The organism is Vibrio sp. THAF190c (genome assembly GCF_009363355.1).
Lineage (GTDB): Bacteria > Pseudomonadota > Gammaproteobacteria > Enterobacterales > Vibrionaceae > Vibrio > Vibrio fortis_A.
Genome location: NZ_CP045338.1, coordinates 2,205,169 through 2,218,872, shown reverse-complemented (window position 1 = coordinate 2,218,872; position 13,704 = coordinate 2,205,169). Strand labels below are relative to the sequence as shown.

General features: G+C 45.2%; 10 protein-coding genes. 6 read left to right on the top strand and 4 right to left on the bottom strand.

Going from position 1 to position 13,704, the window contains the following annotated elements:
- The first annotated feature begins 358 nt into the window (after positions 1 to 358).
- Together ptsG and FIV04_RS09825 are read left to right on the top strand one after the other, a co-directional pair.
- Positions 359 to 1,789 carry a PTS glucose transporter subunit IIBC gene (ptsG, locus tag FIV04_RS09830; protein WP_032552043.1) on the top strand — a complete coding sequence of 477 codons (1,431 nt, stop codon included), beginning with the start codon at positions 359 to 361 and terminating at the stop codon, positions 1,787 to 1,789.
- 172 nt (positions 1,790 to 1,961) lie between these two features.
- Entirely contained in the window at positions 1,962 to 2,366 is a 405-nt protein-coding gene (locus FIV04_RS09825) for a hypothetical protein (RefSeq protein ID WP_032552044.1), read from the top strand.
- A gap of 108 nt (positions 2,367 to 2,474) precedes the next feature.
- On the opposite strand, the gene FIV04_RS09820 is transcribed toward FIV04_RS09825, so the two are convergent.
- Positions 2,475 to 3,068 (bottom strand): outer membrane protein, encoded by a 594-nt coding sequence (locus FIV04_RS09820; RefSeq protein ID WP_150893984.1) that lies wholly within the window; start codon positions 3,066 to 3,068, stop codon positions 2,475 to 2,477.
- Between the two features lie 142 nt (positions 3,069 to 3,210).
- Here FIV04_RS09820 and FIV04_RS27380 point away from each other — a divergent pair, with 142 nt between their 5' ends.
- Both FIV04_RS27380 and FIV04_RS09810 read left to right on the top strand, forming a co-directional pair.
- Positions 3,211 to 3,300, top strand: coding sequence for a YnhF family membrane protein (locus FIV04_RS27380; protein ID WP_150868968.1), 90 nt, complete (start codon positions 3,211 to 3,213; stop codon positions 3,298 to 3,300).
- A 43-nt stretch (positions 3,301 to 3,343) separates the two neighbouring features.
- Positions 3,344 to 4,525, top strand: coding sequence for a patatin family protein (locus FIV04_RS09810; RefSeq protein ID WP_152469029.1), 1,182 nt, complete (start codon positions 3,344 to 3,346; stop codon positions 4,523 to 4,525).
- 125 nt (positions 4,526 to 4,650) lie between these two features.
- Here the strand turns inward: FIV04_RS09810 and pyk are convergent, their stop codons facing one another.
- On the bottom strand, positions 4,651 to 6,096 hold the full coding sequence (gene pyk / locus FIV04_RS09805; RefSeq protein ID WP_150893988.1) for a pyruvate kinase: 1,446 nt from the start codon (positions 6,094 to 6,096) through the stop codon (positions 4,651 to 4,653).
- Between the two features lie 318 nt (positions 6,097 to 6,414).
- Between pyk and FIV04_RS09800 the strand changes: the two genes are divergently transcribed.
- Positions 6,415 to 7,632: an ROK family protein gene (locus FIV04_RS09800; protein ID WP_152469028.1), complete on the top strand. Its 1,218-nt coding sequence runs from the start codon at positions 6,415 to 6,417 to the stop codon at positions 7,630 to 7,632.
- 168 nt (positions 7,633 to 7,800) lie between these two features.
- Positions 7,801 to 8,742: a chemotaxis protein CheV gene (locus FIV04_RS09795; protein ID WP_150868965.1), complete on the top strand. Its 942-nt coding sequence runs from the start codon at positions 7,801 to 7,803 to the stop codon at positions 8,740 to 8,742.
- 347 nt (positions 8,743 to 9,089) lie between these two features.
- On the opposite strand, the gene FIV04_RS09790 is transcribed toward FIV04_RS09795, so the two are convergent.
- Both FIV04_RS09790 and FIV04_RS09785 read right to left on the bottom strand, forming a co-directional pair.
- On the bottom strand, positions 9,090 to 12,164 hold the full coding sequence (locus FIV04_RS09790; RefSeq protein WP_152469027.1) for an error-prone DNA polymerase: 3,075 nt from the start codon (positions 12,162 to 12,164) through the stop codon (positions 9,090 to 9,092).
- Positions 12,165 to 12,264: 100 nt separating this feature from the next.
- Positions 12,265 to 13,704 carry a DNA polymerase Y family protein gene (locus FIV04_RS09785; protein WP_152469026.1) on the bottom strand — a complete coding sequence of 480 codons (1,440 nt, stop codon included), beginning with the start codon at positions 13,702 to 13,704 and terminating at the stop codon, positions 12,265 to 12,267.

The window sequence follows — 13,704 nt, the reverse complement described above, 5'->3', positions numbered from 1 at the left end:
AATTATGTTGAACTTGAGAGCATAAAATGTAACATCTGTAAATTTGTTACTAAAAATAACATTAGCCCTTATTTTATTTACCCCGTGAAATAATAATCTGTAAATAAAAAATCATTTAAAAACAATACTTTACCTAATTGTAAACCATTGCATTTTTGGATTTGACATGTGATCCAAGACGTGTTTTGAAACTAAATTTCGTAAGTCACTAGAAAGTTTGTTACCCATCAATATATATTTAGCGGCAGAAAATATAATGCAATACATGGTTACATTTTCACTGGGTGCTAACATTTAGGCTACGGGGGTGTGCCGTTAGAACCCATATAATTATTTTATCTTTATCAGGAGCATAAACATGTTTAAGAACCTTTTTGCTAGCCTGCAAAAAGTTGGTAAGTCTCTGATGCTACCAGTATCAGTTTTACCAGTTGCGGGTATTTTGCTTGGTGTTGGTGCAGCGGACCTTTCTTTCATTCCAGAGATTGTTTCTAATCTAATGGAACAAGCGGGTGGTTCAGTATTCGGTCAAATGGCTCTGCTATTTGCTGTAGGTGTTGCACTTGGCTTTACAAACAATGACGGTGTTGCAGGTCTAGCTGCAATCGTTGGTTACGGTATCATGACTGCAACACTTGGCGTAATGGCTGGTGTTATGGGCGTTGAGAAAATCGATACTGGTGTACTAGGTGGTATCCTAGTCGGTGGTGTTGCTGCTTGGGCATTCAACCGTTTCTTCCGTATCCAACTTCCAGAGTACCTTGGCTTCTTCGCTGGTAAGCGTGCTGTGCCAATCATCACTGGTTTCTCTGCGATCGGTCTTGCAATCCTACTATCTATCGTATGGCCACCAGTTGGCGGCGCAATCGCTGCATTCTCTGATTGGGCTGCACACCAAAACCCACAAGTTGCGTTTGGTATCTACGGCATCATTGAGCGTTCTTTGATCCCATTCGGTCTTCACCACGTTTGGAACGTACCTTTCTTCTTCGAAGCTGGTACTTGTGTAAACGCTGCTGGCGAAACTCAAAACGGTGTTCTTACTTGTTACCTAGTTGCTGATGAAGCATCTCGTGCTGCAGGCAACGGCTTCGGTCAGCTAGCAGGTGGTTACATGTTCAAGATGTTCGGTCTACCAGCTGCTGCAATCGCAATTGCACACTCTGCTAAACCTGAAAACCGCGTTAAAGTAATGGGTATCATGGCATCAGCTGCTCTGACTTCATTCCTAACAGGTATTACTGAGCCAATCGAATTCTCATTCCTATTCGTTGCTCCAGTACTGTACGCAATCCACGCTCTACTAGCAGGTTCTGCATACGTTCTAGCGAACACTCTAGGTTTTGTACACGGTACATCTTTCTCTCACGGTCTAATCGACTTCCTAGTTCTATCTGGCAACGCGTCTAAGATGGGTCTAATGATTGTTTGTGGCCTAGGTTACGCAGCGCTTTACTATTTCGTATTCCGCACAGTAATCAAAGCTCTAGACCTTAAGACTCCTGGTCGTGAAGACGAGTCAGAAGACCAAGCTGTAGCGACTGGCTCTGAGCTAGCTGGCGAACTAGTTGCTGCATTCGGTGGCAAAGCTAACATCACTGGTCTTGACGCTTGTATCACTCGTCTACGTGTAGCGGTTGCTGATACAGAAGTTGTTGACCAGGACAAACTGAAGAAACTAGGTGCTGCTGGTGTAGTAGTAGTAGCTGGTGGCGTTCAAGCTATCTTCGGTACTAAGTCTGACAACCTGAAAACAGACATGGATGAGTGGATCCGTAACAACGGTTAATCACTGATTCAATCGAGTAGAAGGAGGCTTTAAGCCTCCTTTTTTCGTTTCTGCATACTCTTCACCACTGTGGCCAAGTTGACTTAATATCCATGGTTCTCTAACTCTACGATGACATCTATCTTTAATAGGTAACTATGCTTCATCGCAGATGTATTAATAGGGCTTGATTATGAAACAATATGGATTATTTGGTCTCCTGATTGCGAGCAGTTCTTTTGTTGCACACGCGGCAGACAATGCAGACCTTGAAGTGGGTTTAGCACTAGACCAAGACTTGAGCGCAGTGATTGAAATAGATAACACTTACCGCGTCACCGTGGGTAATGATGGCGCAGCCTTCGATTACATGCTTAAACGTGGCAAGTTTGATTCAGAAACACCATTAGACTGGTATGTGGGCGTTGGCGCATGGGCTGAGTGGGAAGATGACTTCGGTGTCCGAGTACCACTGGGTGTAAAAGTGAATTTCTACGAGGGATGGAACGCTTACGCACAAGTTCATCCTGAGCTGGATTTGTACGCAGGAGCAGAGTTACAACTTGGTGGTGCAGTAGGTGTGACTTACAAGTTTTAAGCTCAGAAGACTGATATATAAATAGGCGCGGTTATATCCGCGCCTGTTTTTTTATTAGATAGCATTAATGCAGATGTGTAGCGCCCTTATGCACCTGGCGTTGTATCGCTAAAAAGTAAATGTCAGGCCGACATTGGCTTGAAACTGGTTCATCCAATCGGTTTCAAATCGGATCACACAGTTCTGCCCAGTAGAGGGTAAGTTACAGGCTCCGCTGGTATCGTTATCAACGACCGTACCTAGCCAACGCAATTGAGTAGTTAGTGCGAGGCTATCAGAGAGCTTGTATTCCACACCACCAAAAATAGATGCTGAGAATCCGTACTTATCTTTGGCCCAATCGACATCGACATAGGAAGCGCCCAGTCCTAAACCTAGGTAACCAGAAAACTGATTCGTTGCAGGGTAGTAGATACTGCTCTGGAAGTGTAAGTATTGAATTGAAGAGTCTAGTTTTAGAGATTCCAGCTCAGACTTTTGATTTGAGTAAAATAACCCAACTCGCCCCTTTTCGAGTGGCGTCTCGATAGCAAGAGAGTAGCTGGCTGAATTTTCCATATCGTAGGTGTTGCCATCTTCATCCTCGACAGCACCACCGCCAGTGAAACCTATCATTGGAGTGATTTGAATCTCAGCCGATAGAGAAGCCCCTGAATAACTCAGAAGGGCGAAAAGCACGAGAGTATTTGTTTTGTTATTCATGGGTCTATCCTTATCCAAACACCTATTAATTGTGATGCTTACATCAATATTGTGCGACTAATTTCGACGAATCTTGAACATACTTCACACACCTGATATCACTTAAATAAGGCTAAACTAAATATAATAACCAGAGGTGTCTATGGAACATGATCTGAAAAACGCTCTACAAATTACCGCTTTTATCTTCATTGTGCTGCTAACGTTCGGTTTTATCGCAATAACTAACTAACCATAGCAGGAAAGCGAAATTACACAGTTCGCTTTAAGTAGCAATGAACAGTGGCGTAATTACTAATACCGATATCGCAATAGACTTGGCTTACTACGACAAGTTTATTGCGGGTAAAACAGCTTTGGTTGCTCAAGGTGGTGGCCAAAGAGGGATATTTACATCTGGCGTACTAGACGCCTTTCTCCTCTCTAATTTTGACCCATTCGATGATTTCTTTGGTACCTCTGCTGGTGCTCTGAATCTATGTGCTTTTGCTTGTCGAGACAAAGGCCTGGGTAAGTCCTTTATTATGGATCTGACCACAGATCCTGAGTTCTTTAATCTATTCTCTTATATTCGCCACCGTAAAGGCTTGGGAATGGAGTGGGCGCTCGAAAAAATCCTAGCCTATCCGTATAAGCTCGACCTTGATTTAGGGCAGCAAGCCTTGGGTGGACGCAACATCTACGCGGCAGTGACGGATGTAAAAGATCTTAAAGATCACTATTTCCCATTATTTAGTGAAGATTGGCACAAGGTTATGCTCGCTACCTGTGCCATTCCTCGGCTTTACAATGGAGAGGTTGAGATCGCTGGGGAGAATTATGTAGATGGTGGAGTATCGGCTTCAATTCCGGTTCAAGAGGCTTGGAGAAGACAAGCACGCTCAATCGTTGTTATACGCACTGAGCCGGCTTCTGAATGGCGCCCCGAGAATGAGTTGCAGCAAGGACCTAAGCCACCGAAACCTATCTCAGCGGAAGAGCTGGAGTGGTTTCGTAGTTCTTTCAGCAGCGTGCAAGATCATTGGCAACAGAAAGTCGAGCAATGGAAGGTCGATTGGAGTTCGTTCTTCCAGCAACAGATCACGCGCTCTAAGCAACAGAAACGTGACAGGCGGCATTTAGACCTGCTTAATGGCGGGCGTTGGCTGTTTGGTGCTGATGATATCTACCGTCTTAGTCACTTGGTTGGCGACAAGTTCGATTCAGGCTTAGCGGATATGTTGATGGTTCACTACCAAACCTACTCATTGACTGAAGATTTCTTACACTCTCCGCCAGATGATACCTTCGTGATTCAAATTGCGCCGAGTGAGCCTCTCAAATCGAGCTCATTGATGAGTGATAAAGAAGATCTCTTACATGATTATCAGCTTGGGATGGAAGCTGGATTTAAATTTGTGGAGTTGTATTGCTCCATACAAAACGCCAAAGCATCCCATGTTATCCAGTTCGCATAGCATCTAGCGTTTCTGCATCTAACATCTCTGCTTTTTATGCCTCTCAACTTGCGGATATCGAGTGTTAAGCACAAAAATGGCTGTGAAGTTTAGCTCCACAGCCATAAGTATGAATGCCGTAATATCTAGGTAACAGGAAGCACACGCATGCAGTTTGTTGAACCTGCGACATCCATGATGTCACCCTGCGTGATAATCACGAGATCGCCAAATTTGAGCATCCCTTTCTCTTTCAAACAGGTCAGCGTAGAGAGAGCGATATCAAAGCTGTCTTCTTTGTCCGTCTCAAAATAGATAGGCGTAACGCCTCGGTATAGGGTACAGCGATTTAGAGTACCTTCGTTGCGTGACAAAGCGAAGATTGGCATGTCGGCACTGAGGCGAGACATCATTAATGCTGTGCGACCGGACTCAGTGAGAGTGACAACGCCTTTAATGCCTTCCATATGGTTTGCCGAGTAGATGGTCGCCATTGAAATGGTTTCTTCCGCCGTTACAAACGTTCGGTCGATGCGGTAGTTAGATTGGTTCACTCCAGCCATCTTCTCTGCACCGATACATACTTCAGCCATCGACTTAACGGTCTCGACGGGGTAGGCGCCAGCAGCCGTTTCTCCAGATAGCATTACCGCATCGGTACCATCAAGCACGGCGTTGGCGACATCCATCACTTCAGCGCGTGTTGGCATGGGTGCTGATATCATCGATTCCATCATTTGGGTTGCGGTGATAATCGTACGGTTAAGCGCTCTAGCGCGACGTATAAGCTGTTTCTGTACGCCAACTAGCTCTGGGTCACCAATCTCAACTCCGAGGTCTCCACGGGCTACCATGACTACATCTGACGCCATGATGATGTCATCCATGTTCTCAATACTAGAAACTGTTTCTGCTCGTTCAACTTTGGCGACTAGATGTGCTTCCAGGCCAGCGTCACGAGCGAGTTGTCTGGCGTAGCTCATGTCTTCCCCGTTACGAGGGAATGAAACAGCAAGGTAATCAACTTGGATCTCTGCGGCGGTAATGATGTCACGCTTGTCTTTCTCTGTCAGAGCTTCAGCCGAGAGGCCGCCGCCTTTCTTATTGATCCCCTTGTTGTTCGACAAAGGACCGCCGATGATGACTTCGGTATGCACTCGACAGCCTTCTACTGAAGTAACCTTTAGTTGAACACGGCCATCATCGAGTAGCAGGACATCGCCAGCATCCACATCATTGGGTAGCTCTTTATAGTCCAGTCCGACCGATTCTTGATTACCTTCACCGAGTCCTAGGCTGCTATCGAGTGTAAATTTGTCGCCGACGGCGAGTTGAATCTTTCCGTCTCTAAAGGTGGATACTCGAATCTTCGGCCCCTGAAGGTCTCCGAGTATTGCGACTTGGGTACCGAGTTTTTTGGCAATAGCACGAACGTTAGCCGCGCGTTGGATGTGATCTTCGCTACTACCATGAGAAAAGTTCATGCGAACGATGTTGGCGCCGGCTTTGATGATCTCTTCGAGAACGTTGCCTTTGTCTGTGGATGGGCCCAGTGTGGTAACGATTTTTGTTTTTCTTACCTGTGCTGTCATGAATGCTCCTACTGTGAGACCAAGTAATCTGTGTAAGATAAAATTAAGTATATGCATTAATTGATAATTTATTGGGAGCCAACGAGATATTTCTCCAATTACGTAAAATAATTGATGATCAGACGCAGGAGCGATGTTTTCTGGTGAAAATTAAGTCTTGTCGTAGAGGGAGATGTATGAATTTCTGTTAAAGTATTTGACTCGAAACACAAAGATTCATGTATATACGTGATGCTTGTCACGGCAATATACCAAGGGACTTCACAATTACTTCGCAAAGTAAAAAAATTACCCGATTGATGATTTCTGGAGCGTAAAATGTACATGGCTCAACCGGGCCATATTGATCATATCAAACAGGTCAATGCTGGTCGTGTATATAAACTAATAGACCTTAAAGGTCCCATTTCTCGTATCGATCTGTCCAAACAAAGTGAGTTGGCTCCGGCGAGTATTACCAAAATTACTCGTGAACTCATGGAAGCTCACCTTATTCATGAAACCACGGTTCAGGAAGCGACCACGCGTGGGCGTCCGGCTGTTGGTTTGCAAACCAATAATGAAGGGTGGCAGTTTCTTTCGATGCGCTTGGGTCGTGGTTATCTCACTATCGCTCTGCACGAGCTGGGTGGTGATGTGCTTATCGACACTAAGATCGATATCCACGAACGCGACCAAGAAGATGTATTGGCGCGTCTACTCCATGAAATCGACGAATTCTTCCAAACGTATGCTGAGCAGCTTGATAGGGTAACCAGCATTGCGGTGACACTACCGGGTTTAGTGAACTCGGAGCAGGGCATCGTTTTGCAGATGCCACACTACAATGTAGAGAACCTTGCTTTAGGGCCAGAGATCTACAAAGAAACTGGGCTTCCCGTTTTTATTGCCAATGACACACGTGCTTGGGCATTGGCTGAGAAGCTGTTTGGTAACTCGCAAGACAACGACAACTCTGTACTTATCTCTATCCACCACGGTTTAGGGGCAGGTATTATTCTCGATGGTCGCGTTTTACAAGGTCGCCACGGAAATATCGGTGAACTCGGTCATATCCAGATCGATAAACAGGGCAAGCTTTGTCACTGCGGTAACCGAGGCTGTTTAGAAACTGTTGCCAGCTCTCAAGCGATTCGTGAGCGAGTAAAAGAGCGTATTGCTCAAGGTGAAAGTTCGTCTCTGGAAGGTATCGAAGACGTTACCATCGAGCAGATTTGTGCAGCAGCAGCCGAAGGTGACCCGATGGCTGTGGAAGTCATTGAGCAGCTAGGCCATTACTTAGGCTCGGCCATCGCTATCGTGATTAACCTTTTCAACCCAGAAAAGATCTTGATTGGTGGTGTGGTTAACCAAGCGAAAAACGTCCTTTATCCAGCAATTCAAAAGTGCATAGAAGAACAGAGCTTAAAGGTCTATCACCAAGATCTTGAATTGATGGAGTCTCGTTTCTATAAACAAGCTACCATGCCGGGTGCTGCTCTGATCAAACAAGCACTGTACGATGGCCAATTACTTATGAAGGTGATCGAAGGTTAATTTATAAATCAACCTCGCCGTGACTCATATCTGAACACCGCCCATTTACTTCAATGGCATATTGCTTACAATGATGCCATTAGTTTAAGAACCTCCCTATGTAGTTTTGCGTTAGCCTATTGATTTAGGCTATTGTATCTGCAGTTATTGTTATCACTAAGGTGTTGTATGTCTGGCGTTTTGAACTCGGTTGATCAAAGAACCAAGTTAGTCGGTGAAAACCGTTTAGAGCTGTTGCTTTTCAGTTTGAATAGCCGCCAATTGTTTGCGATTAACGTATTCAAAGTAAAAGAGGTGCTCAAAGTACCTGCGTTAACCAAACTACCGGGTTCGCATCATAATATTACTGGTGTTGCTTCCCTACGTGGTGAGTCAGTACCTGTGATTGATTTACGCAGTGCGATTGGTTTCCCACCGTCTCGTCAAGAATCACAAGAAAGTAACCTTATCATTACCGAGTACAACCGTACCGTTCAAGGCTTCTTAGTTGGTCAGGTTCGTAATATCGTCAATACGATGTGGACTGAAATTCAGCCGCCGCCGAAGACGACGGGAAGAGCTAACTACCTAACTGCAATTACGCACATTGAAGAAGACAAGCAGCAGAAGATCGTTGAGATCATTGATGTGGAAAAAGTGCTTGCTGAGATCATCGACTACGATGTTTCAATCTCTGAAGGCGTACTCGATGCAGAGTTAGCCGCTCAATTGGTTGGACGTAATGTATTGATCGTTGATGACTCTTCAACAGCGCGTAACCAAATTAAAGGTACTTTGTCTCAGCTTGGTTTGAACATTATTGAATGTCGTGATGGTCTTGAGGCTTTGAATTTACTTAAGTCATGGTGTGATGCAGGTAAAGACATCTATGAAGAGCTTCTGTTGATGATCACCGATGCAGAGATGCCTGAGATGGATGGTTACAAGCTTACCCACGAAGTACGTAGTGACCCTCGTATGCAAGACCTGTTCATTACACTGAACACTTCACTCAGCGGCAGCTTTAACGAGGCTATGGTTGAGAAAGTTGGCTGTAACCGCTTCATTTCTAAGTTCCAACCAGACTTGCTGGTGGAAGTAACTCAAGAAAGAATGCGCCAGATTTTATAATAAATGTCAGCGTACGGTTATTTTTAGATGATTTTATGGACAACGTTTGCTATATTCGCGATGCATATTTGAGCATATCGAGTATGTATTAATGACTAACGTAACTTTTCATGAACAATCTAAGGTAGTCCCTCTTAATGATATGGTTAACGTCTAAAGTCGTTATGACTTTAAGCTTATTACTATATAGGGAATTTAAGAAAAGACGTACGGAAGCTGATGTTGAAGTTTAATTCAACGTATTAGAATTGAGGGAGGCTAATTGCCTCCCTTTTCTGTTTTTGGGGTTTTGTCACTTCTATGATAATGGCTTTGAAACAAACAGTTACCTCTCGACTCTCACCATATTAATGAAATTCCCGTGACTGAGTTTTCAAACCTTCTAATTCATCCGTTAGGTCAATAAGCTGGCCTGCTATCACATGAAGTACATCACCTTCTTTCTCTATAATTCCTTTCACCTTTAAAATTTTTGCGGTGAGGTAGGCTTGTTGTTGACAGCGAGCGGTTGCCTTCCATACCACTACATTTATATTGCCGGTATTGTCTTCTAGGGTAAAAAAGGTCACGCCTGCTGCTGTACCCGGCGACTGTTTTCCTGTCACGACACCCACAACCGTGACCATGGATTTATCTCTTTGATGCTTAAGATCTTGCATGTGAGTAAAGCGCCCGAGCTTATTTGCTTGCTCAAGTAGGCTTATTGGGTGCTGGTTGAGAGAGATACCTGTACTGGTAAAGTCTTCTAATAGATCTTGTGTCGCATTGGGTTGGCGCAGTGGCTGGGGGGATTCGTGTATGTCTCTAAACAGTGGCAATTCAGAAGCTGAATCCATTAAAGCCCAACGGGTTTGAAAACGATCACCGGATACACTGTGCATTGCGTTCGCTGAAGCCAATAGTTCAATATCTCTACGGTTGATGGAGAGTTGAGTGACCTGATTTGGATGGCGGTAGCCTTGGTAAGGGCGATTAGCGACTAAGCTCTCCATTGCTTGTTCACTTAAGCCTTTCACTTGCCTTAAACCGAGTCGAATGGCTAACTTCTGCTCTTGATTAACGACGATATGGTCTCGCTGTGAGGCATTAACGCATACCGGAAGTACTTTTACACCGTGTCTCTGTGCATCTTGCACTAGTTGTGATGGACTGTAGAAGCCCATGGGTTGACTATTTAACAATGACGCATAGAAGCATTCTGGGTAATAGAACTTTAACCACGCGGAGCAGTACGCCAGCACGGCAAAAGAAGCGGAGTGGCTCTCGGGAAATCCATACTCACCAAAGCCACAAATCTGTTTAAAGATCTGCTCGGCAAAGGCGATATCGTAGCCGCGACTTTGCATCCCATCAATGAGCTTAGATTTAAACTTAAATACGTTACCGTTCTTTTTCCAAGCCGCCATTGCTCGTCGTAACTGGTCGGCTTCACCACCCGTAAAGCCAGCAGCAACCATGGCGAGCTTAATGACCTGTTCTTGAAAAATAGGGACGCCCAATGTGCGAGAGAGTACTGATTTAACCTCAGAGGAGGGGTAGTCGATGGGTTCTTGTCCATCTCTTCGCTTCAAAAAGGGGTGTACCATATCACCTTGGATAGGCCCCGGCCGTACGATGGCGATTTGAATCACTAAGTCGTAATAGCTCCTTGGCTTTAGGCGCGGCAGCATACTCATTTGTGCACGAGATTCGATCTGGAAGATGCCCACCGTATCGGCTCTCTGAATCATGCCGTAGACATTGGGATCGTCTTGTAAACGAGTGATCTCTGCAATCGACAGTGATCGCCCATAGTGCTGCTGGATCATGGTGAAGCACTTACGGATTGCAGATAGCATACCAAGTGCTAATACATCGACCTTGAGTAGGCCAAGCGCTTCTAAGTCATCCTTATCCCATTGAATAATCGTACGTTCTTGCATGGCCGCATTTTCTACAGGAACAAGCTCATAAAGCGGTCCTGAAGAGATCACAAAGCCGCCCACATGTTGAGATAAGTGGCGTGGAAAGCCGATGATCTCATCGACCAAATGGATAAACTGTTTCCCTTTGAGAGAGTCTGGCTGTAACCCAAGCAGTGTCAGTTGTGCTTGCCAACCTTGATGCTTATCTCGGCGGTTGGTGTTTTTAATGAAGTAATCCAGCTGTGTCTCTTGCAGCCCTAGCGCTTTTCCTACATCTCGTACTGCACTCTTAAAACGATAGGAGATCACGGTAGCCGCTAATGCTGCACGCTCTCGACCATATTTTTGATAGATATATTGGATAACTTCTTCGCGACGCTCATGCTCAAAATCCACATCGATATCAGGTGGCTCATTACGTTCTTTACTGATGAAGCGTTCAAAGAGTACTGATATCTGACGCGGGTCGACCGACGTTATCTCAAGGCAATAGCACACCACAGAGTTTGCCGCAGAGCCTCTGCCTTGGTAAAGAATGCCTTGTTGTTTGGCAAACATTACGATGTCGTGAATGGTTAAAAAGAAGAAGGGGTAATCGAGTTCTTCAATTAAGTTCAGTTCCTTCTCGATGATCTGTTCAATATCATGGGGTATCCCGTCAGGGAAGCGGCTTTTCTTGCCTTGTTCGACCAAGTTTCTGAGGTATTGGTTTGGCGTTTGCCCCGCAGGAATCAATTCACTTGGGTACTCGTAACGCAAGCTATCAAGGTCAAACTGGCATAAGCTCGCAATGTGGTTGCTCTCATCCAGCCAGGACTTTTGGAATATATGGTTGAGCTTATTAATGCTACGCAAACAGCGCTCTGCATTAGCCAGTAAGTGACTGCCAACTTCGGGCACGGAGCATTGATGTTTTATTGCCGTAAGAGAGTGTTGTAGTGGTAGGCGGTTGGCATTATGCATCAGTACGCCACCACAGGCCGTGATAGGAAGTTGGAGGTGCTGAGCAAGTGTCGAGCAATGAGCTACATACTCTTGATCACCCTGTTTAAGGTGACGCTGAACCCCTATCCAAAGTCGGCCTGAGTGATGCTGATTGAGCCAGCTTCCCCAGTGATTATCTTGAGCAGTTTGTTGAGGAAGCCATATCACCAAACAGTGCTTGGCAGACATGATGTCCCACTCAGAGAGTTGGTAATGTCCTTTTTCACTGCGTCTACGAGCATTGGTAATGATTCGGCATAGCTCCGCATAAGCTTGTCTATCCGGGCATAGCAACAAGAGCTGGCACTCTTCATTGAGCCAAAACATACTGCCGACGATCTGTTTTAGTGCTAACTGGTGCTGTTTTATTGCGGCATGTACTTTCACGATACCGGCAACAGAGCACTCGTCAGTGACAGCTAAAGCGTTGTAACGCAGAAAATCCGCTTGAAGAACCAACTCTTCAGCATGGGACGCTCCTTCTAGGAAAGAGTAATTGCTTTGACAAAATAGTTCAGAGTAGTGCTGTGCCATAGCGTGTTAAGTCCTAATGAAAATGTGTCTGCGGGGCGGTTGGTCTGCTCGGCGGTTAATGGGTATGTATGACCGAAACTGAGCTGATTGTTGAATCCGCTTAACTAAATAACCCATGGATAAACCATGCTTTGTTTGGAGTGCGGAACACCCATAGCCAACGTCCGGTTTCGCAACGGGCGATGAAATAGTCTCGAATCACTTTCTCACCATCCCACCAGCCAGAAACAATACGCTCAGGGCCTTGAGACAACGTTACAGGCGTAGTTAATGGTTCTGGTGTCGGCAATAAGATGCTTGGCCTTAAGCGCTTGTGTGATGATGAGGAAGTGTCATTAATCGTTGAAGGTTCTGTCCCCTTAGCTTGAGACGCTAAGTTGGGCAATGAGTATTGATTGGCTTTCTCTGGCCTTGGGTCTTGATGCGTGAAAGGCGAGTGAATCGCTGCTTGCCCTAGTTTAGCTTGCAGGAGTGAAAGCAAGTCTAGTGATGCTAGGGTTCCTGTGTTGCCATCAAACAGATCATGATAGGTCGCCTGAGGCTCTCCATGGCGAACTAAGGTTAAGGTTAACCCCTGAACTGGAGCATTAATCGTGACAGACTCTAGGCTAAGGTGGGTAAGTTGTGCCCACTTAGTGGCAAGGTAATCTCCCTGTGCAGAGAAAAAAGGCACGCTGTGGTCCTCACAGTCTCGCAGATGCAAAGTGAGTTTGATTTCAAAAGCGACACGGTCACGGAGTTTCAAAAAGGCTTCAAGCTGTGTGAGTAATTTGGTCAGTGGTTTCTCAATAAACTGCAGGTTCTCGATATCAAACAGTAACTCTAGATATTGTTCGAATTTTTCGGGTGGATGATAAAAATCAATAGGGTGCTTAAATTGTCCATTTAGGCGTCCAACGTAGTTCACCAGATCAATATCAAATCGGCGCGCGACATCTTGGATCGATAGTTTCAATAAGTCTCCAACTGTATCCATACCAACACGCTGTAAACGCTCGACCTGTTTAAATGGTAATTCGGTGCTGGTTAAGCACTGTTGCTGAACACGGTGCTTCATTGTCTCGGTGTCACTCGTGATTAAATTAAGTGACTTTTTCCCGAGCAAAATAGCTGCTAGTGGTGAGTAGCCAGTGGCGAAGTGGAATTGGACATTTAATGTAGAGAGATGCTGTTTTAATGTGATCCAGTAATTGTCGAGCCCATCATAGAGCGACAACATGTTTGAAGTCTTAATTAAAAGCCCATTTGGTGGCAATAGAGCCATATCCGAGGTGACTAGATAGGCCCAATGTGCGATCTCCTTGAGGCGATTTTCTTCAAGCTCAGCGCGATGAGGCAGCACTTGGAGTTCGTGATTGAGAGCGGCAGCCGAACCAAGCCCCATACCAAGCGTTATTCCTGAGTCCAAAGCTAAGCTATTGGCCTGAATCACCTTATGCGTTTTTTCATCAACGATAATCAACGGGTGTTCGTTTTGCTTGTCACCACTAAATAAGCTATCCAGCTGTAATGATGGAAAATGCAGATAGAGCCACAACAT

What these genes read in the sequence shown, in the direction of transcription:
- ptsG (WP_032552043.1), top strand. Translation starts at nt 359, where the DNA reads ATGTTTAAGAACCTTTTTGCTAGCCTGCAAAAAGTTGGTAAGTCTCTG.
- FIV04_RS09825 (WP_032552044.1), top strand. Translation starts at nt 1,962, where the DNA reads ATGAAACAATATGGATTATTTGGTCTCCTGATTGCGAGCAGTTCTTTT.
- FIV04_RS09820 (WP_150893984.1), bottom strand. Translation starts at nt 3,068, where the DNA reads ATGAATAACAAAACAAATACTCTCGTGCTTTTCGCCCTTCTGAGTTAT.
- FIV04_RS27380 (WP_150868968.1), top strand. Translation starts at nt 3,211, where the DNA reads ATGGAACATGATCTGAAAAACGCTCTACAAATTACCGCTTTTATCTTC.
- FIV04_RS09810 (WP_152469029.1), top strand. Translation starts at nt 3,344, where the DNA reads ATGAACAGTGGCGTAATTACTAATACCGATATCGCAATAGACTTGGCT.
- pyk (WP_150893988.1), bottom strand. Translation starts at nt 6,096, where the DNA reads ATGACAGCACAGGTAAGAAAAACAAAAATCGTTACCACACTGGGCCCA.
- FIV04_RS09800 (WP_152469028.1), top strand. Translation starts at nt 6,415, where the DNA reads ATGTACATGGCTCAACCGGGCCATATTGATCATATCAAACAGGTCAAT.
- FIV04_RS09795 (WP_150868965.1), top strand. Translation starts at nt 7,801, where the DNA reads ATGTCTGGCGTTTTGAACTCGGTTGATCAAAGAACCAAGTTAGTCGGT.
- FIV04_RS09790 (WP_152469027.1), bottom strand. Translation starts at nt 12,164, where the DNA reads ATGGCACAGCACTACTCTGAACTATTTTGTCAAAGCAATTACTCTTTC.
- FIV04_RS09785 (WP_152469026.1), bottom strand. Translation starts at nt 13,704, where the DNA reads ATGTTGTGGCTCTATCTGCATTTTCCATCATTACAGCTGGATAGCTTA.